Raw genomic sequence first — 22,067 nt, 5'->3', positions numbered from 1 at the left:
TTATTGTATCGCGTTCGGAGTTTTTTTGGTATAACCTTCGACGCGCACCCGCATAGCGGGTGGTTGTTTTGTCTCGCACCTAACGGAGCGAGACGGACTAATAGTCACATAATCCAAAGGCAATAGCCTGACGGAAATCCTTGTTTAACAAAGCCTTTTTAGTTGAAGTCTTTTGTTCTTCACTAGTCTTAGATGTATATTTGTAAGATTGACGGTCAATGTTTGTTCCTACTACATAAGTCGTAGAGTCCTGTTGCGTATAGACAATATTGTCCTTCATCTCTTTCTCAAGTTCTGCGAAACTTGCACTTGTTGGATAGAGACGAGCTGCTGAAAGGCTACCATCTTTAAAGTTTTCTGCAGGTTTGCTAGTATCTTGACCATCCCAGAATGACAATTTGACTTTGTCAATATGGACATTGTCTTTATCCCAGTAGTTAGGATTTTTTGCAAATTCAACAGTAGATTTTGTCACAATGGATTTCAACAAATATGGACCATTATACAAGATGCTGCTTGGATCTGTTGCTTTAGCAAAATCATCCCCTTTTGAGTTCAAAAATTCTTCATTAACTGGTGCCAAAACACCCATTGTTGTTTTAGAATTCCAAAAACTTTCAGGTTTGTTCAAAGTGTATTGGACTGTTTGATCGTCAATCGCTTTAATCCCAACTTGAGAGAAATCTGTAATTTCCCCTTTAGCATAGGCATCCAGTCCTTTAATTGAGTCCTGTACCAAGTATAGGGCTTCTGATTTCTTATCTGTAGCATATTTAAGACCTGTCACAAAGTCCTGAGCCTTAACAGGAGCATACTCTTCTCCTTCAGATGTGTACCACTTGGCATCCTGACGAATCTTATAATTGTAAGTCAATCCATCCTTAGAAACTGACCAGTCCTCTGCCATTGAGGGAATAAGGTTCCCGTATTTATCATTTTCAAGCAATCCATCAATCACATTACTAGTAATGTCAGCGGTCGCTGCCTTACCAGTTGTTAAATAGTTAAGGTTATCTGGGTCTGTCTCGTAGGTAAATGCAAAAGTCTGCTCACCTTTAGCACCTGAGCCCCCAGAACAAGCAGCTAAGACACCTGCTGCTAATAAAGTTACTCCCGCAAGAGCCAATACTTTCCTTGTTTTCATAGTACTCTCCTTTGTTTTTCTATCCATTATAGACCCTTTTTTAAATTCTGTCAATAGAATTTTCTGAATTTTCATGTTTAGTTGTTATTTTCTGACAACTATTTAATCTTATTTCATTTTCTAATCTCTTTTTTCACTATAAGAAAAGAGGGAACTCAGTAATTCCCTCATCTATCTATTTAAGTCATTTTTAGATTCATTAATTTAAAGCTCGTAATGCGGAAAGGAGATAAGAACCCTCACGAATTTTTTGGCCTACAACCTTAGCGTTTTTGACCAAATTCTGATACTCTGCTTGAGACAAATGTTCCAATACTTCTTCCAAGTCAAGTAAACTCTCAACACTAATTCCACACTCTTTTTCTAAGACGAAATTAGCCAGAGCAGATTGTTTCCAAACAATAATAGGAAAACCAGAAGCCAAATAAAGAGAAGCCTTGTGGGAATTATTGTATCTCAAATACTCACCATATACTCCGCTACAAGTTTTAGAACTATCACCATCCCAGACTAAACCAAAGCTTCCTTCTAACGCTGATGGTAGTTCATCTGGAAGAAAGGAACCAAAATAGGTTTCATTTGATAGCTTTCTAGCCTCATCAAAACCAACACCATAGAGGTTATATGCCGGTCTTGCAGGCAACTCATATAAGTAACCTGCTTTTTCTTGAGCTAAATTTCCAGCTACAATAATAGCTCCTTCCTTCGATAAATCTTCTTTGTCCTGATAATTCGGGATCAGATAGTCAAAAATGCCTAAACTAACTATTTTCTTCTCAGAAATCCCCTTATCAACAAGCACTGATTTCATAACTGGATTATGAGCAATAAGACCATCAGCTTGTTTCAAAAGACTGGACTCTTGAAAATGAACGCGAATTTTATGCTTCCAGGGCACTGTATCTAAATTAGCATAGCGCAAAACTTCTAAATCATGGATAATACAGTGAACTTTCACTCCTTTACGTTGCATTCTTTTGACTAAATGAGTCGTAAAGAAACTATGATGAAGCATAGGAAATTGAATAAGTAGCTGATCCCCTTCCTTTAACTTAGAGATAGCTTTGGATAGGGCTTTAGCCTTATGTCGTTGGGCGCTAATAGTCCCCATTTGATACCAGTCATCTACCATCAATAACAAAGGACTATAGCCCTCACGAACTACTATTTCTTCAACATCATTTCGAGCCTTATTTCCCGCATTTCGTGCACCAGAATCCTTCAGAAATTCTTCTTTTAGATAATATTTCATCTATCAATTTTATCCTTCGTTATCTTATTTAAACTCTTCCTCTACAACATTTAGGGCACGTTCAATGACCACATGCATGTCGTAGTATTTATAATCGGCCAAACGTCCGCAGAAAATGACCTTATCATTCTGCGCTGCTTCTTCTTGATACTTAGCAAACATAGCATTGTTTCTCTCATCATTGATTGGATAATAAGGTTCATCTCCTCGTTTCCAATCTGCTGGGTATTCACGAGTAATGACCGTTTTATCTTGCGTACTATACTCAAAATGTTTATGCTCAATAATACGAGTATAAGGAATTTCTCGTTCTGTATAGTTTACAACTGCATTTCCTTGATAGTTTTCTTCATCTAGAACTTCATGCTCAAAACGAAGACTACGGTATTCTAACTCACCATGTTTATAATCGAAGTATTGGTCAATCATCCCTGTAAAAACAACTTTTTCAGCAGAAGCTTCTAATTCCTGACGATTGGCAAAAAAGTCAACTCCAAGTTCTACTTCAACATCTTTCAGCATGTTTTCGATGATAACGTTATACCCCCCAATTGGAATACCTTGGTAACGGTCATTGAAGTAGTTATTATCAAAAGTCAAACGAACTGGTAGACGTTTGATGATAAAGGGTGGAAGGTCAGTCGCAGAACGTCCCCATTGCTTTTCAGTATAGCCTTTGATCAACTTTTCATAAATATCTGGACCGATCAACTTAATAGCTTGCTCTTCCAAATTTTTAGGTTCAACATCCTTCATGTGAGCCGTTTGCTCAGCAATCTTATCTTTGACTTCTTGAGGAGTTTTTGTTCCCCACATAGCATAGAAAGTATTCATATTGAAAGGTAGATTATAAAGGCTACCCTTGTAATTAGCTACAGGCGAGTTGATATAGTTGTTAAATTCAGCAAATTGATTCACATAATCCCAAACTTTCTTATTAGAAGTATGGAAGATATGGGCACCATATTTATGGACATTGACTCCTTCTACATTCTCACAGTAGATATTTCCACCAATGTGGTCACGTTTATCAATCACTTTTACTTTTTTTCCACGCTTGGTTGCTTCATAAGCAAAAATTGCTCCCGACAAACCAGCACCAACGATTAGATAGTCGTACATATTACACTCCTTTATTTTTTTAATAATTGTTGTTTTAACTCATTTAGATTGATTACTTTAAAAATCAAAATCATACTAGCATAAATGATTGCTCCCAGAACAGCATATAGTCCCACATTAATCATTGGTGATACATTTAGAAATTGTTTTATAAATAGTAGGATACCATACATAACTCCAGATGAGATTATAATTTTGATCAATGAACCTAGAATGGGCACCTCTCTCAAATAAGAACGAGTATAGAATAACTGTATCAGCCATACTAGTACCTCTGTTAAAACAGATACAATTGCCGCACCTATATAGCCCAACTTTGGAAGCAAAAGAAGATTTAATCCCACACTCACAATAGCAGGAATTGTTGTTGACAGCATAAACTCTTTATTTTTATTATGAGGAATCAAGATTTGAATACCCATAATATTGGTCCAACCAATAAAGAACATTCTAAAAATCATGATTGCTATCGCATAACGTGCTTCTTGAAAATCTTGACCAAGGAAAAAGGTAACAAAATCATCATTTACAATTAGCATTCCTGCCATAATGGGGAAAATTACCAAATTATAAATCAAAAATGACATCTCATGCATTTTGTTAACTGCTTTATGATCCCCTGAGGATAAAAGATTTGAAACTCGAGGCAACATGACACTTCCTAATGAAGTTACCAATGTTAATAATATTTTGACAAGTTTCAGAGATTGATCATAAATTCCTACATCTCTTATTGAGGCTAAAGAACCAAGCATAGTACTATCTAGAGTCACATAAAGCGATATAGCAACCTGTGGTAAAAATAATAAGATAACTGGTTTCAAATGTTGTTTAGCATATAACCAATCAAAGTGCGGTTTCCCAATAAACTCTCTTGCTGGTAGCCACATACTTAATTGTCCCAACAATTCAAAAATCGTAATCAAAAAAACATATAAATAAAGATTTTCAGATGATTTTATAAATGAAAAGATAGAAATAACACCGACTAATCTGACCGTGATATTTCTTACTGTAATTCTCTTAAAATCTTCTAATCCTTGAAATAACCAAGAAATATCTAATCCTTTTGAAATTAAGCTTAAACCTAATATATACGCCACTGGATTTTTCATTACTGGTAAAAATTGACAAAGCAGCACATATATACAAGAAGAAAACAGAGTCGCTCCCAATTGTAAAGTATAAATACCCCAAAAATTCTTACGAATAGTATTACGATTACCTGAAATCTCCTTTGTACCATAATTGGCTACCCCTAGGGTAGCCAATAGAAGGAAATAAGTAACAATTGAGTTGAAGTAACTATAAGTTCCCAACTCATCCGAACTAAAAACCCTAGTGACATAAGGTGTAGTAATAATAGGCAAAATTATTATTAATAATTGATATGAAAGATTGTATGCGTAATTTTTAAGAACCTTCATAGGGGGATATTCCTCACTTAACTACTGCTTTAAATAAGTCAAATAAACTTGTCACATAAACCACAAATATTATTATAAATGGCATAAAAATTGATAATTTTAAAAAATAATCTTTTATATTCTAGCTTAATCAATACTACTTTCCTTATACTTGTATCTATCCGGACTCCAAGATACTCCAATCAATAATAATAGAGGATTATACATTAATTCAAAAAACTGTGGATCAAACATCGAGTGAATTATCAATACAATAAAAATAAGCATCTCAATTGTATTAAAGTATCCAGCTTTAATTAACAAATAATAGCTTAACCAGATGAGTACTAAGAGTACAATACCGTAATGTAGTAAAATATTTACAAAAGATGAGTCGACATATAAATAATTATCAAAAACAGACGTAGCTCTTTGTTGAAGTTCCCAATCAATTCTCTGACCAAATATATCTACTCCATACAATGATAATGTCTTATTTCCTAAACTTAATCTTCCAGTTAATGCAGTATTTAAAGTTTGAAAAAAACTACTATTTGGATTATATAAATATGTTAAAAAAATCGGAATAAGCATACCTGCTGTTAATACAATTTCTCCAGTAATTATGAGTATCTTTCTATTAATTACTCTATTTTTAAATAAAAATACTAATATTAAAGCCACAACCGAAAGGAAAAAAGCTGATTTCGTATCCGTATGGACATAAAAATAATAGTTTATTGCTGCAAGTATAAACATTTCCAAAAATTTAATTTCACTTTTTCTTAAATATAAATATACTAGAGTAAGATGAAATAAATAATTGGCACCTAAACTCACATATTGATAACCCTGACTATAGCGAAGTCTACCACCTAATTGAAGTCTCAAAGTATTTTCTAGCATTCCTAATTTTAGAAATACAAAAACAAATAGCATAAATAAAAATATTGAGATTGACCAAAAAATCAGTATTCTCCTAAAATTCATTTTATGTACAGAGACTATCAATAGTATTGTTGAAATGATAGTAACTCCATCAAAAAGTTTATGTGTTGAAATTCCAATTATAATTGCCAGAATTAAAGCTAAAAAATAGAATAATAGGAAGCCTTTTGTATGCTTTTCTAATACTAATTTTACAACAAGTATTAGAATAGACACTATCATCGCAATTATACGTAAACGATAAATTTCAGGGTATTTATGGATTAAATTGGTTTGAGCTATAAAATTAAAGAACAACCAAATAAAGAAAGCTGAAAAATATAACAACTCTGATAATTTTATTTTTATTTTCATATTTTTCCTAAGTTTATCTAGACTATCCAATTTTATTTCGAATAGTATTATACAATTTTGCAGATACGAGAAACAATATATATTTCAATTTATTTTTCCTTGTGACATTTGGATTCGGAATAACGTCCTTGAAATACTGAATGTATTCTTTACGTACCTTATTAACCTCTTGATACATATTGGAACCGAGTAATGCATGGACAATGTGAAGACCATTAAAAACATATCGTACATTTAAAGCTATACGCATTTCTTGGTTGGTTGAATAGTCTCGTTCTACATAACTCCTATTGCAATCCATTGCCTTGTAAAAGTCTAGAAGTTTTGTACTATATGCAGCATTTACGGTACTTCCTGGTCTCCGATAATATTTATATAGATGAATGAATCCTACCGCAATCTCTTCACCAGCTGCAATATGTTCATAGGCAATCGCTAAATCTTCATATATCATTCCCTCTGGATAAGGATATTTTAATAAAATATCTTTCTTATAAAGTTTTCCCCCAGGAGACGTGCCTATACTATTCCCGTAAAACATTTGAACAAGAGCTTCATCTTTATCTAGTTTCTTACTATTTTCTAATGAAAAACCCTCGCCTACACTATTTATTTTATGATCTCTTACTTCAATAATTGAAGTCACAACCAAATCGACGTCATATTTGTCTCTTAAATCAACTAAGTATTCAACCGCTCTTAAATCATAATAGTCATCTGAGTCTAGAAACATAATCCAATCAGAGGAAGCCTCTTTTACTCCTATATTTCTAGCCCTAGATTGTCCGCCATTTTCAATATGCAGAACTTTTATTCTGTCATCTTCTCGAGCATATTGGTCACAAATTTCTCCAGAACTATCCGTCGAACCATCGTCTACCAGGATAATCTCGATATTCTCATAGGTCTGCTTCCTTAAACTGCCTACACTATATTGAAGATAGTTCTCAACATTGTACACTGGTACAACAATAGAAATCTGATCCATTATGATAATCCTTCCAAAATGATATCAACAATACGCTCACAAGCTTTTCCATCTCCATATGGATTACTTGCTTTACTCATCTTGCTGTACTCTGTTTCATCTTCTAAAAGCAGTTTGAAATTAGTATAAATATTTTCTTCTTCTGTTCCTACCAATTTCAAGGTTCCTGCAGCAATCCCCTCTGGACGTTCTGTTGTATCACGCATTACCAATACTGGTTTACCTAAAGAAGGTGCTTCTTCTTGTACACCACCCGAATCTGTTAAAATCATGTAGCTTTGATTCATAAAATTATGGAAATCAATGACTTCTAGAGGTTCAATGATTTTCATACGTTCATTGTCGCCAAACACCTTACTTGCTAACTCACGAACCTTAGGATTCTTATGGATAGGATATACGACTTTAACATCTTCAAACTCATTCAGGATACGATTAACTGCATTAAACATATTTTCCATGGGTTGACCAAGATTTTCACGTCGATGGGCTGTCAACATGATTAGTTTACTATCCTTAGCCCACTCTAAAATAGGATGGTCATAATGCTCTTGAACAGTTGTCTTCAAGGCGTCAATGACAGTATTTCCAGTAACATAGATATTCTCTCTTCCCTCTTTTAGAAGATTCTCTTTAGCCACTTCTGTCGGAGCAAAATTGAAATCCGAAATAATTGAAGTAGTCTGACGATTGAATTCTTCAGGAAATGGGCTTTGAAGATTATAAGTTCTCAGTCCTGCCTCTACGTGTCCAACTTTAATTCCCATGTAAAATGCAGCTAAAGCTGTCGCAAAAGTGGTTGTAGTATCCCCATGAACAAGAACAATATCTGGTTTTTCCTGCTCTAAAACGGCTTGAATTTTATCTAAAATACTTGTCGTGATTGTAAATAGTGTTTGATTTGCCTTCATGATTCCTAAATCGTAATCAGGAACAACTTTAAAGACATCTAAAACTTGCTCTAACATTTCTTTATGTTGCCCCGTTACACACACAAGTGTTTTAATTGAATCATTTTTCTTCAATTCATTCACTAAGGGACACATTTTTATCGCTTCTGGACGCGTCCCAAAAACTAACATTACTTTTTTCATTTCGAATCTCCCATTAGTTTTTGATAAAATTTACGATAATTCTCTAAAAATAAAGGATAACTAAACTTCTCTTCATAATCTTTTTTAGCTTGATGAGCTAATCTAGTTCTAAGAGTTGAGTCAGTCGCCAGACTTTCAATAGCAGAAGCTAAGGCCCTAGCATCTTTAGCAGGAACCAAGACCCCATTTTCTTTTGTAACAACTTCATTAATGCCAGGAATATCTGTCGCAACCATGGTTTTTCCATTCATAAATGCTTCAATAACATTTAGAGCTAAGCCTTCAAATAATGACGAAGACACTAGGAAATCAAAACTATTAATACACTCGACTATATCCCGTCTATAGCCTAAAAAAGTTATCTTATCCTCTAGATTGAGTTCTTTAACCTTATTTTCTAGTTCGGCTCTAAGTTCTCCATCCCCAACGATAAATAAACGGAGGTTTTCATCAGAAATCAAAGAGATCGCATCAATCAGATAAGTCAAACCTTTTTGTTCAGATAATCTTGCAATACAGCCTAGCTTAATTCCATCAAACTTCATAATCTCATCAACTTGTCTATTTGACTGTTTCAAGATTACGCCGTTATAGATAACAGTACTGTCTGCAACTCCCACATCATCTTTCAAATTTTGATTAACGGCTTGACCAACTGCAATACTATAGGCATTTTTCAGTGAAAATCTATATAAAGACAACTTATCTTTAAAGACATTATGAGCAGTGTAAACGTGGACTAGCTTGGGATTAATCAGTTTTAATAAACGAATATAAAAAGCTGCCATTCGATGATGTGTATGAACCAGAGTAATCTCATTTGTCTTAATAATTTGATAAATAGTAAGAAGCAATTTCAACACTGTAAGAGGATTTTTGCTGTCTATATCTTGAATCTTATGATGATTAATTCCTCGGGTCTCTAATTCTGGTTCCCAAAGGCCTCCTGTAGAAGCAACATGGACACTATCAAACTCATCTTGCAAATCAGAACTCAACTGGTACACGATTCTCTCAGCACCACCAATATCCATCGTTCGTGAAATATGTAAAATATTATTTTTTCTTTTTTCGTTTCTCATCTAAGACTCGCTTAATAAAGGTAACATTCCCTACAAAGTATCGTTTAAAGAGACGCTTTGGTTCATTAGCAACTCGGAACAACCACTCCAAGTTTGATTTTTGCATCCAAAGTGGAGCACGCTGAATGTGACCAGACAGTACGTCAAAGCTACCTCCTACACCCATAAAAATAGAATTCACTCCATTATCCATAAATTTTTGGATGATGTATTCTTTTTTAGGTGAGGTAATTCCAACAAATACAAAGTCGGGATTCTTTTCACGAATATCTTCCTGAATATCTTGCTCACCTTCCTCAGAAAAATAACCATTACGATGTCCAACAACTAGTAGATTTGGATACTCTTCTTTGAATTTTTGTAACATATCTTGCAAAACTTCTTCTTTAGCACCAAAGAAATACACTGAATAAGATTTTTCATCCGCTAATTTTAATAATCTTTGCATTAAATCAATTCCAGCAACTCGTTCTGGAACTTGATAGCCCAAAAATCGGGAGGCTAGAACGACTGATGCACCATCTGCATTGATAATCTCAGACTCGTTAACTATCTTTTTAATGATTTCATCTGATTGACATTGATTAATCTTATCAGCGTTTACGCCCATTAGATGAAGAGGACGTTGATCAATTACAAATTTTTCAACCGATTGTACTGTTTCATCCATTGTTAAGGGGTCAATCCTGACCCCCATTAAATCAAAACTATTCAAATTAATCTCCCCATGTAGATTCGAAATGACCCTTACGTTCTACTTCTTCGGGTAACTTCATGTAATCACCGTATATTTTCGTTAAATATTCATCTGGATTTGCATGGCAACTTATTTCTAAGTTCTCAAACTCTAGTAATTGTGGTTCACCGAATACTTCTTTTTTAGCAAGCTCACGTCCTCTATAGGAGCCTAATACATTACCAACTATTGAACTAGTTTCAAAATCATATTGTTTAATTAGATTTTGTAATTTGTTGTTAATAGTGGCCGTTTTTAGAAGTTTATTTAATTTCAAAACTTTTGATATACTCACAATTGCATTTTCAAAACTTCCCCGATCTCTGTCATGTAGACGATCAATTACAGAAATTTTAGAAAGTGCACGATAGAATTTGATTTTATTTGTATGTAGAAAATAATGGAAACGATCATCTGGATAACCATCCAAAGGGAAAATATCTATGAATGGACTACATAGTTCATCTCCAAATGGAATTTGTAAGGATGTATCCATAATAGAGGTATTACCTAAATTGTCATCATGAAGCCTCAAAATAACATGTTCTGGAAGTTCTTTTTTGCAAATAGATAAAAATTTTTCATAATCTTTTCGAGGCATCCCTAAATCCATATCATCATCCCAAGGAATAAATCCTTTATGACGAATGGCTCCTAGCAATGTTCCTCCCAAAGCATAATATCTTAAATCATGTTTACTACAAATAGCAATAAAACTTTTCAATAAAGATAATTCTCCTAGTTGAATTTCCCTCACTTTATTCATAAAATTACTTCGCTCCATTTTTCGTAAATACAACTTTAATAGTTTTTAGTAAAATTTCAATGTCTTTCCAAATTGTCCAACCATCTAAATAAGTAATGTCTAATTTTACTACATCATCGAAGTTTGTAATATTGCTTCTACCACTAATCTGCCAAAGGCCTGTGATTCCAGGTTTAAAACTGAGACGACGTTTTTGTTCTGGTGTATATTTCATGTACTCATCTAAGGTTGGTGGTCTAGTACCAACTAAACTCATATCACCTTTTAAAACATTCCAAAATTGTGGCAATTCATCTAGACTCGTTTTTCTAATAAAATGCCCAATCTTTGTAATTCGTGGATCATTTTCAATCTTAAACATTCCACCCTGCATAGTATTTTTTTCCAGCAATTCTCTCTTTTTATCTTCTGCATCAACACACATTGATCTAAATTTATAAAAAGTAAAATGTCGACCGTTTTTTCCTATACGAGTCTGGGCAAAAATAGCAGGTCCTCCATCTCTTTTTATCAGAGGAACAAGAAAAATAGACACCAGACCGCAAATAATCAGACCAACCAAGGAGCCAATAATATCTATAACACGTTTAAGAGCAACATCACTAGAACGATAAAAGGTTGTTGAAAAATTAACCACACTAGAATTACCAAAACGTTGAATCGCTTTTTCACTATTGGTTACAAATTCTAAAGCCGCTATATTGACAGCTACTGGCACACCCATCATTTCAAATTGAGAAACAAAATCTGCAATTAAAAATTTTTCACTTGGGAGATTAATCACCACTTGATCTACGACTGATCTCGTAGCATAGGTTACTAAGTTATTCAACGTAACGATTGTAAAATTCGAAGATTCAAAATGCTCATCATCTACAATACAAACAGCTGAAACATAGCCATACTCATAAGTAGACAGTTGCTGTAGGACTCTCTCAACTCGTGCACGTGTGGTCACTAGCAAGATACACTGAGTGTATTTTTTTTGACGTGATAGATATTTCCAAATCTTACGAATCCAAATATTAACAACCATTAGCATAATTGAATTTACAGCCACTATCCATAATAGATTAGCTAATGATAAATATGGTATATTTGGTTCTAAAATAGGAAAAACTATACTGGATAAGAAAATATAAACCAGTATATATTTTAATGTTTGTATACATTCCTCTGCAAGGCTCCGATATTTGAAATTTTTACTATATGCACTGATGTAGTAAGAAATAGTGTGAACCACCATCAAAGATACCAGAAGTTCATGACTAGCTAATACAAACGATAACAGATAAATTGGAAACAGTTGTATTATGAGAATCTCTAATTTTCGAATATTTGATACTTCTCCCAAAACTACCTCCTAGGTAACTCTACCTACTTCTTTTCCCATAATTTCCATAGGCACCATAGGCACCATAACCGCCATAAGCTCCGTATTTTTCAACTTCCGTGTTAAATTTGTTTAGAACTACACCTAAAAATGGAGTTCCTGTTTGTTCTAACTGTTCCTTCGCCTTTAAGACATCACGTCGTTTTGTCTCTCCAGCTGCCGTAACTAAGATAGAAGCGTCACATTTTTGTGTAATGATAGCAGCGTCAATAACCATCCCAATCGGTGCGGTATCCACAATGACATAGTCAAAATACTTACGCAGGGTATCAATCATAGTATGGAAATTTTCACTCTGCAGGAGGGCTGTTGGATTAGGTGATACCGGCCCTGCCTGAATAACAAATAGGTTTTCAACATTGGTATCACAGAGGCCATTTGAAAGATCAGTAGTTCCTGATAAGAAGTCAGTTAATCCTGTAATTTTTTCCCTTGACTTGAAGACACCAGACATAACTGAGTTACGAATATCCGCATCTACTAGTAATGTTTTATATCCTGCACGCGCGAAAGCCCAGGCGATATTAGTCGACGTTGTAGATTTCCCTTCACCAGGTTTGACAGATGAGATGGCAAGAACTTTCAAATTATCACCACTCAATTGAATATTGGTACGCAAAGCATTATAGTGTTCTTCAGCTTTTTTAGCAAAATCCAAACGCTTTTGTGCGATTTCTAATGTTGGCATATTTTCTCCCTTACTTTAACTTATCCAAATCTGGAACAATTCCTAAAAGTGCAACCTGCATGACTTCTTCGACATCTTCTGGTCGTTTGACACGATCGTCCAATAATTCAAGCAATAAGACTGAAATAACCATCACTGCTCCACCTACTAAGAAAGCAAGCGCAGTGTTTCGACGAATATTAGGTGAGGATGGTGTTAGTGCCGGTCTCGCTTCCTCTAGTGTTGTCACATCAGAGACACGAGTTACAGAAATGATTTTTTCCGCAGCCACTTCACGAAGAGCATTGGCGATACGGCTAGCTTCTTCTGGTTGGGCATCTTTTACAGTAATTGACACGATACGAGTGTCCACAGGAACTGTTACCTGAATCTTCTTGCTTAACGCCTTAACTGTTTTCTCTAATTTAAGATTTGAAATGACTTTCTCCAATACATCTTGCGAAAGGATAATTTCCTTATAGTCTTTTACCAGGTAAGTACCAGCCTGCAAATCCTGGTTGGTCAAACCTGCTTTTTCTGATTGATTTCGATTAACCACATAAATACGTGTTGTACTAGAGTACTCAGGCGTCAGAACAAAACTGCTTACACCAAAAGCTATGACAGCTGCTACAATCGCAGTTAGGATAATAGCGATTTTCTTCTTCCAAAGGATTTTAAATAATTGGACAATGTCAATTGCGATTTCTTTATTTTCTTTCATGTCAACTCCTAAATAATTTGATCCGCTAAGATGAAGCGAGGATTTTCGATAAATAATTCTCTCGCTTTTCTTTCACCGTATTGTTTTGAAACGATCTCATAAGCTTCTTTCATGTAAGGCGGTCTTTGGTCCAAATTGTGCATATCACTAGCAACAAAATGTACCAAGTCTCGCTCTAGAAAATAGCGAGCTCGTTTCTTCATAAATTTATATTTATCCCCAAATAACTTTGGTTTTAAAATGCTGGAACTATTGATTTGAGTGTAGCAACCCATATCAATCAACTCTTTCACCCGTTTTTCGTTATTCTCTAATTCATGGTAACGTTCAATGTGGGCAACTACAGGCGTTATCCCAAGCATGAGAACATTGCTCAAAGCAGTATGGATTTCCCGATAAGGGGTAGCCATACTAAACTCAATGAGAGCATAGCGTGTCCCATTAAGACTTGGAATGACCTGTTTCTCCAATTTCTCAAGCACATCACTAGTATAATAAATTTCTGCTCCATAGAGAATGGTCAAGTCTGGAGCCACCTCCTTGGCTAGCTCCTTAACTTCTTGGAAGTTTGCCTCTATTGTCTCCTCAGGAGTTTCAAACATTCCTTTTCGTCTATGCGATGTCGATACAATAGTCCTTACCCCTTGCCTATAGGCTTCTGTCAGAAGCGCCTTGCTTTCTTGCTTAGATTTTGGACCATCATCCACACCAAATACAATATGCGAATGAATATCAATCATTTTGTCTTATTTTCCTTCCATCACATCATTGATTGCAGCCTTGACTGACTCTAAACTGCTATCACTTATCTCCATCATGTAGAGGTTACTATCAGGCATGGCATAAGATGGCAAATCCATACGCCCTGTTCCTTTAAGATCTTGTGAATTAATCTTATAAGTTCCACCACTCTCAAGTTGAGCATTGATTAAGTTCATCATGGTTTCAAGTGGCATATTGGTTTGAATCGAATCTTGCAACCCCTTAATAATACTGTCATAATTTCTCAAAGCTTCTGTCGAGGTTAACTTTTGCAGAATAGCCACAATGACCTTTTGCTGATTGCGACCACGATCCCGGTCTCCATCTGCCAGAGAATAGCGCTCACGCACAAAGCCAAGAGCCTGCTCCGAATCAAGATGAACATTCCCTACTGGGAAATGAAACTTCCCGTGACGAGATGTAAATTCCTGATCATTATAGACATCAACTCCACCAAGGAGATCAATCAATTTCAAGAAAGAGGTGAAATTCAAACGAGCGTAGTAATTTAAATCAATACCGTAGAGATTTTCCAGTGTATGAATGGAAGCATCTACCCCATAAATACCCGCATGGGTCAACTTATCTTTTTGGTTGTTACCACCATCTGCAATTGGAACATAGGAATCACGAGGGGTTGTTGTTAAGAGAATCTTTTTCGTTTCACGATTCACTGTCATAATGATATTGACATCCGAACGAGAAACCGAACTGATTGGACCATAAGTATCAATTCCGCTGATATAAACGTTGAAACTGTCACCTTTGACATCTTTTGGAGTTTCAACCGTTTTGGTTAATCCTTTGGTATAGATTTTCTTAATTTTTGAAGCATAGTCAGGATATTCCGATTCGATAATATTTTCAAAGACACTGTTTAGAATGATTGCCTTTGTATCGCCAGCTAACAGGCTCTTATATGCCGCAAGATAGGAGCTGCTTTCTTCGACTGTCAGTTCTTTATTTTGAGTAGCTTTCAGATCATTCAACAACTGTTGGATATTATCCTTATCTGTCCCAGTCGGCCCCGTTACACTGGCTACCTGACTGATATTATCAATTGAACTATCTGCCAACACCGCAATACTCATCGAATAATTTGAGTAGTTAGATGTCGCATTCAGGCGACTTGTAAATCCAATGAACTGCCCTACAGCAAAGAGAGAAGTACCATTAATTAACACACCAAGTAGTAATAAAATCAGCGTTAGATTTTGAACTTTCTTGGATCGAATTAAAAAGAAACACAAGATGGCTAAGGCCACAATTAAGACGGTAACCACTATATTGAGATATCGGAAGGCTAGCATATTGTACTTGAAAATCAAAAACAACAAAAAGACTGCTAGTACTGCATAGATAGCTAGCAACCCCCAACTAATCATAATCTTTGTTTTACCCTGACGAACTCGCTTCGAAGATCTACTCACGATATACCTCTATTATCAATTTTTATTTCATTTCATTATATCATAAAAAAATACACTTGTGGGGTAAATCCACTTAGGTAAGGCGTTTTCATCTTCTTTCCGAAACATTCTTTTTCACTTGCAAACAATTACATCAATAAATTTACTATATAAATATAAAAACGAGGTTCCTTACGGAACCTCGCTCATCATTATTTAACATGATTTTCTGCTTCTTTTTGGGCTTTTTCAATTGCTTTTTTGCTTTCTTGCTCCCATTTGGTCTTAGCTTCTTCATACTGTTTGGTTGTTACAGTATCTTTTTGCAGCTTCATGTACTTGTAGTTATTGCCGTCACCCTTGATGCCGACTAGTGAATAACCTCTTGTAAATGGCGTTACTTTGGTTACAGATGCTGTTCCACCACTTGACATAGCTGACATAATCAGAGAATTGTCAATCATCCAAGCCTGTGCTTCAGCATATTTTTCATAGCGTTTGGCTACATCTTTATTTTCACTATCTGCATCTTTAAGCATCTTGGTATAGGTATCAAGACCCAAGCTAGCAATCTTAGCTTTATCTTCCTGAGCATCTAGACCAAAGATTTTGAGGTAGAATCCATCCTCTGCATTGAAAGGATTGAGATAAGTTGATGGATCTTGGTAGTCACCTACCCAACCATCAAAGTTCAAATCATAGTCACGATCAGCTGGTGTCGGTGCCAAGAAGGCTACGTTGTTAAAATCATCTGTCGAAAGTTGCTGAACATCAATGACAATGTTATCAGCACCCAAAATTGATTCAAGGGTCTGCTTAACTGAGTTCATGCCTGTCACGGCATTTTTACTCGTCTGATCAACTGCCACATCCAAGTGAATTGGGAAGGTCACACCTTGACTTGCCAATTCTTTTTTAGCTTCCGCAAATTTTGCTTGGGCTTTTTCTTTGTTGAAATAGGCATCTTGAGCATCTGCCAAGTTAATACCTGACCATTCTGTGCCATAGTTAACCAATTTAGAAGCGACTACTTCTCCAAAGGTCTTGTCTCCAACTTGGACAAATGTAGGAGGCACTAGGGTGTTACGAAGGGTCTTGCTAGCTGCTTCTTCCCCATTTGACTGAGCAGAATAGGCTGTACGGTCCAAGGCAAAGTTCACTGCTTGACGGAAATTTTTGTTCAAGACAGCTGTTTCAGTTGACTTCTTCTGCTCATCTGTCGTTTTAGCAGTGTGATTGTAAGCCTTACGGTTGACATTGAAATTGAAATACCACGAAGTCTTGTCCTGCAAGCTATAGACAATATTATCCTTAAATTTTTCCTTAGTCTTAGTAAAGTTAGAACTATTTGGATAAACCCCAGCGATAGAATAGGCTCCACTTTCAAAATTACGGATAGTCAACTCTTGGTCTGAGCCATCAAAATAAGCCAATTTCACGTGTTCAATCGATACTTTGTCATGATCATAGTAATGCGGATTCTTCACATACTCGATAGATGATTTTGATGTGAAATCTTTTAACAAATAAGGTCCACTGTATAGAATGCTATTTGGAGATAGAGTCCCAAAATCTTTCCCTTTTGAATTTAGAAACTCTTCATTTACTGGGAAAAGAATACTGTTCGTTGTTTTTGAATTCCAGTACGGTTCTGGGCGTGCCAAAGTATACTCAACAGTCTGGTCGTCGATTGCCTTCACCCCAACCTTAGAAAAGTCAGAATCCGCTCCTGTAATATAATCATTCAAGCCCTTGATCGAGTTTTGAATCAAGTCAAGCGCCTGTGATTTATTATCCACTGCATACTTGATACCTGTCACAAAATCCTGTGCCTTGACTGGGGCGTACTCTTCACCATCAGCTGTGAACCATTTGGCATCTTTTCTCAATTTGTAGGTATAAGTTAGACCGTCGCTTGAAACAGACCAGTCTTCTGCCAAAGATGGAATTAGATTTCCATGATTGTCATTTTCAAGCAAACCATCAACTAAGTTAGTAATGATAGCTGTATTATCAGCGTAGTAGTCTAGTAAATAGTTAAATGTAGTTGGGTTTCCACTAAAGGTTGATGAGTAAGTTTTTGTATCTGAACCTGATTGTCCACAGGCAGCTAAAAGCAAAGCAGCCGCAAAAGTCAGGCCTGCACTAAGGATACGCTTTTTTGTAGTCATCTTCTTTCTCCTTTATGTTAGTTTTTATAACATAGGTTTATTTTACCAAAATAGTGGAAATTTGTAAAGTTAATTGAATTTTGAGAATGAAAGTTTATAAACCTTGGTTATAAAAAAACAAAGGATTTCTGCCTTTCATACAGTCCTCCCTTGTTTTTATACGATTTCAATTTTAAATTTTTCTGTAAAAAATATTTATAGTAATTCCACACAGAAAGCATCCCATGGAGCTAAGATTTGTTTTTCAAAGGTTTCCTGAGCCGTGGTGTTTTCAATCAAGACAGATTTGACTTTTCCTTCTACGGTCAAGTCTTGTTTTTCATTGGACAAGTTAGCCACAACTAAGAATCGACGGTCACCATCCTTACGGATATAGGCAAAGACTTTGTCAGCCGTATCAAGCAATTCAAAGTCAGCTCGAATCAGCCAGCTATTCTCCTTACGGATTTGAACCAGTTTCTGATAAGTATAGAAAATAGAATCTGGATTTGCCAGCGCTTCTTGAACGTTGATAGTTTGGTAGTTTGGATTCACTGCCAACCAAGGTTGACCTGTTGAGAAACCAGCGTTTTTGCTCTCATCCCATTGCATTGGGGTACGGGCATTGTCACGTCCAATAACACGGATACTGTCCATGATTTCTTCCATCGGAACGCCTTTTTCAAGAGCCTCACGCGCATAGTTGAGGGATTCAATATCTTCTACTTGATCCAGTGTTTCAAACGGATAGTTGGTCATCCCAATTTCCTCACCTTGGTAGATATAAGGAGTTCCTCTCATGAGATGAAGCAAGATTGCAAAGGCTTTGGCAGATTTTTCGCGGTATTCTTGGTCATTTCCCCAGATTGAGACGATACGAGGGAGGTCATGATTATTCCAGAAAAGCGAATTCCAGCCGTCCTCAACTCCTAACTCTGTCTGCCATTTATTGAAAATCTCTTTTAACTTAGCGATATTCAGCTCTTTTTGATAGTGCCACTTAGGTTGGCCTTCCTGATACTGAAGACCGATATGTTCAAAATGGAAGACCATAGACAATTCTTGCCCCTTTGGATCAGAGTAGAGCTTGGCAATCTCTGGCGTTGCTCCCCAAGTCTCCCCTACTGTCAAGAGATTCTTATCGCCAAAAGTGGCCTGATTCATCTCCTTGAGATAAGGGTGGAGCATAGGACCATTATTGACTACTTTCTCGTCAGGAATTTTCCCAATCATATCAATAACATCCATACGGAAACCGCCAATGCCTTTATCAATCCAGAAGTTCATCATCTCATAAATTTTCTGACGAAGTTTTTCATTTTCCCAGTTGAGATCAGGCTGTTTCTTGCTGAAAAAGTGGAGATAGTATTGACCTGATTTTTCATCGTATTCCCAAGCAGACCCACTAAAGATAGAATCTAGGTCGTTAGGCTCATCCCGCCAAATATAGTAATCTCGCTCAGGGCTATCAGGATTTTCACAGGCCTCGACAAACCAAGCATGCTCATCTGAGGTATGATTGACCACTAAGTCCATGATGATACGAATATCACGTTTCTTAGCTTCTGCGATCAGTTGGTCCATATCCTCCATGGTCCCAAAAATAGCTGCAATCGCTTGATAATCAGCAATATCATATCCATTATCATCCATAGGACTGTCATAAACTGGAGAAAGCCAAATCGCTGTAATCCCTAACTTGGCTAGATAGTCTAACTTACTGGTAATTCCTGGCAAATCGCCAATTCCATCTCCATTACTATCCATAAAACTCTTTGGATAGACTTGATAGACTACGGCATTGTGCCACCATTTTTCTTGCATTTTCTTACCTCATTATTTTAATAATCTACAGTCTATGATAGCGCTTTTTAAAATTTTGTGCAAGCGTTTGCTTAATCTTTTTGATTTCTTTTTTAACTCCATAGTTTCCTAACTTCCAATTTTTTATTATAATAGAGGTCAGAGGTAAAAAAATGAAAAAACAAGCTTTTAGTTCTGAAAACTATTTGAATCTACAACGCGACCACATTTTGGAGCGCATTAACCAATTTGACGGCAAGCTCTACTTGGAGTTTGGTGGCAAAATGCTAGAAGATTTCCACGCTGCTCGCGTGCTTCCTGGTTATGAGCCTGACAATAAAATCAAGCTCTTGCAAGAGTTGAAAGAGCAAGTTGAAGTTGTAATCGCCATTAATGCGAGTAACATCGAACATTCCAAGGCACGTGGCGACTTGGGCATTTCTTATGACCAAGAAGTACTTCGTTTGATTGACAAATTCAATGAATTGGGGATTTTTGTTGGCTCCGTTGTCATCACACAATACGCTGGCCAACCTGCTGCAGATACCTTTCGCAATCAACTTGAGAAAAATGGAATTGATTCTTATCTTCATTATCCAATCAAAGGATATCCGACAGATATGGATCACATCATTTCACCTGAAGGTATGGGGAAAAATGATTACATCAAAACCAGTCGCAACTTGATTGTCGTAACTGCTCCTGGACCTGGTTCTGGAAAATTGGCAACTTGTATGTCCAATATGTACCACGACCAAATCAATGGTATCAAGTCTGGTTATGCTAAATTCGAAACCTTCCCGGTTTGGAATCTCCCCCTTCATCATCCTGTCAACTTGGCCTACGAGGCTGCCACAGCTGACCTTGATGATGTCAACATGATTGACCCCTTCCACCTCCAAACTTACGGAGAAACCACTGTCAACTACAATCGTGATATCGAGATTTTCCCAGTGCTCAAGCGCATGTTGGAACGCATTCTAGGAGAGTCTCCATACGCTTCTCCGACTGATATGGGTGTCAACATGGTTGGTTTCGCTATTACAGATAATGAGGCTGCTATTGAAGCCTCTAAACAAGAAATCATCCGCCGTTACTATCAGACTGTTCTTGATTTCAAAGCAGAAAAAGTTGGTGAAACAGCTGTCAAGAAAATTGAGTTGCTTATGAACGACCTCGGTATCACACCTGCAGACCGTAAGGTTGCTGTCGTTGCCCGTCAAAAAGCAGAAGAAACTGGCGGACCAGCCCTAGCCCTTGGATTACCAAATGGGGAAATAGTGACTGGTAAAAACTCAGAACTCTTTGGCCCTACAGCCGCTGCTCTTATCAACGCCATCAAGAAATCAGCTGACATTGCTAAAGAAGTAAAACTAATCGAACCTGAAGTTGTTAAGCCAATCCAAGGTCTTAAAATCGATCATCTCGGTAGCCGCAATCCACGCCTTCATTCAAATGAAATTCTGATTGCACTAGCTATCACAGCTACGGAAAATCCTGACGCTGCCCGCGCTATGGAAGAACTTGGCAACCTCAAAGGAAGTGAAGCTCACTCAACTATCATCTTGACAGATGAAGACAAGAATGTCCTTCGCAAACTAGGTATCAACGTATCTTTTGACCCTTACTACCAATACGACCGCTTGTATCGTAAATAAAGATTTCAACCTCTCCACTCTCGGAGAGGTTTTCTCTCTGTCTCAGGAGCCGGCTTTATGTTATAATGAAATTAGAAAACTGAAAGGATTTACCATGTCAAAAGAAGTTATTGTTGAAAGTTTTGAACTTGACCACACTATTGTTAAAGCACCCTATGTTCGCTTGATTGGGGAAGAAACAGGACCAAAAGGAGACATCATCTCCAATTATGACATTCGCTTGGTGCAACCAAATGAAGACTCTATCCCTACCGCTGGGCTTCACACTATTGAGCACCTCTTGGCAAAACTCATCCGCACCCGCATTGACGGCATGATTGACTGTTCACCATTTGGTTGCCGTACAGGTTTCCACATGATTATGTGGGGACGTCACACTAGTGCCGAAATCGCGGCCGTTATCAAGGATTCACTCAAGGAAATCGCTGAGACTACTACTTGGGAAGATGTTCCTGGAACAACCATCGAATCTTGTGGTAACTACAAGGACCATAGCCTCTTTTCTGCTAAAGAATGGGCAAAACTCATCTTGGAACAAGGAATTTCAGATGATGCCTTTGAGCGTCATGTCATCTAAACACAAAAAAGGAACCGGCTTTTCAGCTAGCT

The 22,067-nt window shown here is 36.6% G+C and carries 18 protein-coding genes and 1 pseudogene; 2 read left to right on the top strand and 17 right to left on the bottom strand.

Going from position 1 to position 22,067, the window contains the following annotated elements; all coding sequences use genetic code 11:
- Nucleotides 1-112: 112 nt before the first annotated feature.
- The 17 genes and pseudogenes from ACERDH_RS08795 to ACERDH_RS08715 all read right to left on the bottom strand — a co-directional run.
- Nucleotides 113-1,144, bottom strand: a pseudogene (locus ACERDH_RS08795) (ABC transporter substrate-binding protein); the annotation flags it as partial.
- 199 nt (nucleotides 1,145-1,343) lie between these two features.
- Complete coding sequence (locus tag ACERDH_RS08790) at nucleotides 1,344-2,396, bottom strand: glycosyltransferase (RefSeq protein WP_386686364.1); 1,053 nt, start codon at nucleotides 2,394-2,396, stop codon at nucleotides 1,344-1,346.
- 24 nt (nucleotides 2,397-2,420) lie between these two features.
- Complete coding sequence (glf, locus tag ACERDH_RS08785; protein ID WP_386686361.1) at nucleotides 2,421-3,518, bottom strand: UDP-galactopyranose mutase; 1,098 nt, start codon at nucleotides 3,516-3,518, stop codon at nucleotides 2,421-2,423.
- Between the two features lie 11 nt (nucleotides 3,519-3,529).
- Nucleotides 3,530-4,945 (bottom strand): oligosaccharide flippase family protein, encoded by a 1,416-nt coding sequence (locus tag ACERDH_RS08780; protein WP_386686358.1) that lies wholly within the window; start codon nucleotides 4,943-4,945, stop codon nucleotides 3,530-3,532.
- Between the two features lie 126 nt (nucleotides 4,946-5,071).
- A complete protein-coding gene (locus tag ACERDH_RS08775) occupies nucleotides 5,072-6,226 on the bottom strand; it encodes a polymerase (protein ID WP_386686355.1) in 1,155 nt (384 codons plus the stop codon).
- Between the two features lie 22 nt (nucleotides 6,227-6,248).
- Entirely contained in the window at nucleotides 6,249-7,214 is a 966-nt protein-coding gene (locus tag ACERDH_RS08770; protein WP_386686353.1) for a glycosyltransferase family 2 protein, read from the bottom strand.
- Complete coding sequence (gene wecB / locus ACERDH_RS08765; protein WP_120718983.1) at nucleotides 7,214-8,308, bottom strand: non-hydrolyzing UDP-N-acetylglucosamine 2-epimerase; 1,095 nt, start codon at nucleotides 8,306-8,308, stop codon at nucleotides 7,214-7,216. Before wecB ends, ACERDH_RS08770 begins: the two co-directional genes overlap by 1 nt.
- Nucleotides 8,305-9,390, bottom strand: a complete 1,086-nt coding sequence (locus ACERDH_RS08760) for a glycosyltransferase family 4 protein (protein ID WP_386686350.1) — start codon at nucleotides 9,388-9,390, stop codon at nucleotides 8,305-8,307. Before ACERDH_RS08760 ends, wecB begins: the two co-directional genes overlap by 4 nt.
- On the bottom strand, nucleotides 9,365-10,087 hold the full coding sequence (locus tag ACERDH_RS08755) for a WecB/TagA/CpsF family glycosyltransferase (RefSeq protein ID WP_386686369.1): 723 nt from the start codon (nucleotides 10,085-10,087) through the stop codon (nucleotides 9,365-9,367). The genes ACERDH_RS08760 and ACERDH_RS08755 overlap by 26 nt, the downstream gene beginning before the upstream one ends.
- A gap of 19 nt (nucleotides 10,088-10,106) precedes the next feature.
- Nucleotides 10,107-10,892 carry a LicD family protein gene (locus ACERDH_RS08750; protein WP_386686347.1) on the bottom strand — a complete coding sequence of 262 codons (786 nt, stop codon included), beginning with the start codon at nucleotides 10,890-10,892 and terminating at the stop codon, nucleotides 10,107-10,109.
- A gap of 4 nt (nucleotides 10,893-10,896) precedes the next feature.
- Nucleotides 10,897-12,246: a sugar transferase gene (locus tag ACERDH_RS08745; protein WP_386686344.1), complete on the bottom strand. Its 1,350-nt coding sequence runs from the start codon at nucleotides 12,244-12,246 to the stop codon at nucleotides 10,897-10,899.
- 19 nt (nucleotides 12,247-12,265) lie between these two features.
- Nucleotides 12,266-12,973 (bottom strand): tyrosine-protein kinase, encoded by a 708-nt coding sequence (locus tag ACERDH_RS08740; RefSeq protein WP_386686341.1) that lies wholly within the window; start codon nucleotides 12,971-12,973, stop codon nucleotides 12,266-12,268.
- Nucleotides 12,974-12,983: 10 nt separating this feature from the next.
- Nucleotides 12,984-13,676: a CspC family polysaccharide chain length determinant protein gene (locus ACERDH_RS08735; protein ID WP_386686338.1), complete on the bottom strand. Its 693-nt coding sequence runs from the start codon at nucleotides 13,674-13,676 to the stop codon at nucleotides 12,984-12,986.
- A gap of 8 nt (nucleotides 13,677-13,684) precedes the next feature.
- Complete coding sequence (cps4B, locus tag ACERDH_RS08730) at nucleotides 13,685-14,416, bottom strand: capsular polysaccharide biosynthesis protein Cps4B (protein WP_049546745.1); 732 nt, start codon at nucleotides 14,414-14,416, stop codon at nucleotides 13,685-13,687.
- Between the two features lie 6 nt (nucleotides 14,417-14,422).
- Nucleotides 14,423-15,868 (bottom strand): LCP family glycopolymer transferase CpsA, encoded by a 1,446-nt coding sequence (gene cpsA, locus ACERDH_RS08725; protein ID WP_489686324.1) that lies wholly within the window; start codon nucleotides 15,866-15,868, stop codon nucleotides 14,423-14,425.
- A gap of 191 nt (nucleotides 15,869-16,059) precedes the next feature.
- Nucleotides 16,060-18,018, bottom strand: coding sequence for a peptide ABC transporter substrate-binding protein (locus ACERDH_RS08720; RefSeq protein ID WP_386686335.1), 1,959 nt, complete (start codon nucleotides 18,016-18,018; stop codon nucleotides 16,060-16,062).
- A gap of 195 nt (nucleotides 18,019-18,213) precedes the next feature.
- A complete protein-coding gene (locus tag ACERDH_RS08715; RefSeq protein ID WP_386686332.1) occupies nucleotides 18,214-19,821 on the bottom strand; it encodes a glycoside hydrolase family 13 protein in 1,608 nt (535 codons plus the stop codon).
- Nucleotides 19,822-19,973: 152 nt separating this feature from the next.
- Here ACERDH_RS08715 and ACERDH_RS08710 point away from each other — a divergent pair, with 152 nt between their 5' ends.
- Together ACERDH_RS08710 and ACERDH_RS08705 are read left to right on the top strand one after the other, a co-directional pair.
- Complete coding sequence (locus ACERDH_RS08710; RefSeq protein WP_386686330.1) at nucleotides 19,974-21,458, top strand: DUF1846 domain-containing protein; 1,485 nt, start codon at nucleotides 19,974-19,976, stop codon at nucleotides 21,456-21,458.
- A gap of 94 nt (nucleotides 21,459-21,552) precedes the next feature.
- Nucleotides 21,553-22,035 carry an S-ribosylhomocysteine lyase gene (locus tag ACERDH_RS08705; protein WP_000032547.1) on the top strand — a complete coding sequence of 161 codons (483 nt, stop codon included), beginning with the start codon at nucleotides 21,553-21,555 and terminating at the stop codon, nucleotides 22,033-22,035.
- Nucleotides 22,036-22,067 lie beyond the last annotated feature (32 nt).

Source organism: Streptococcus bovismuti, from assembly GCF_042436615.2.
In the GTDB taxonomy this organism is placed as follows: domain Bacteria; phylum Bacillota; class Bacilli; order Lactobacillales; family Streptococcaceae; genus Streptococcus.
Note: the sequence above shows the minus strand (reverse complement) of the source record. Positions and strands in the feature narration are given on the sequence as shown.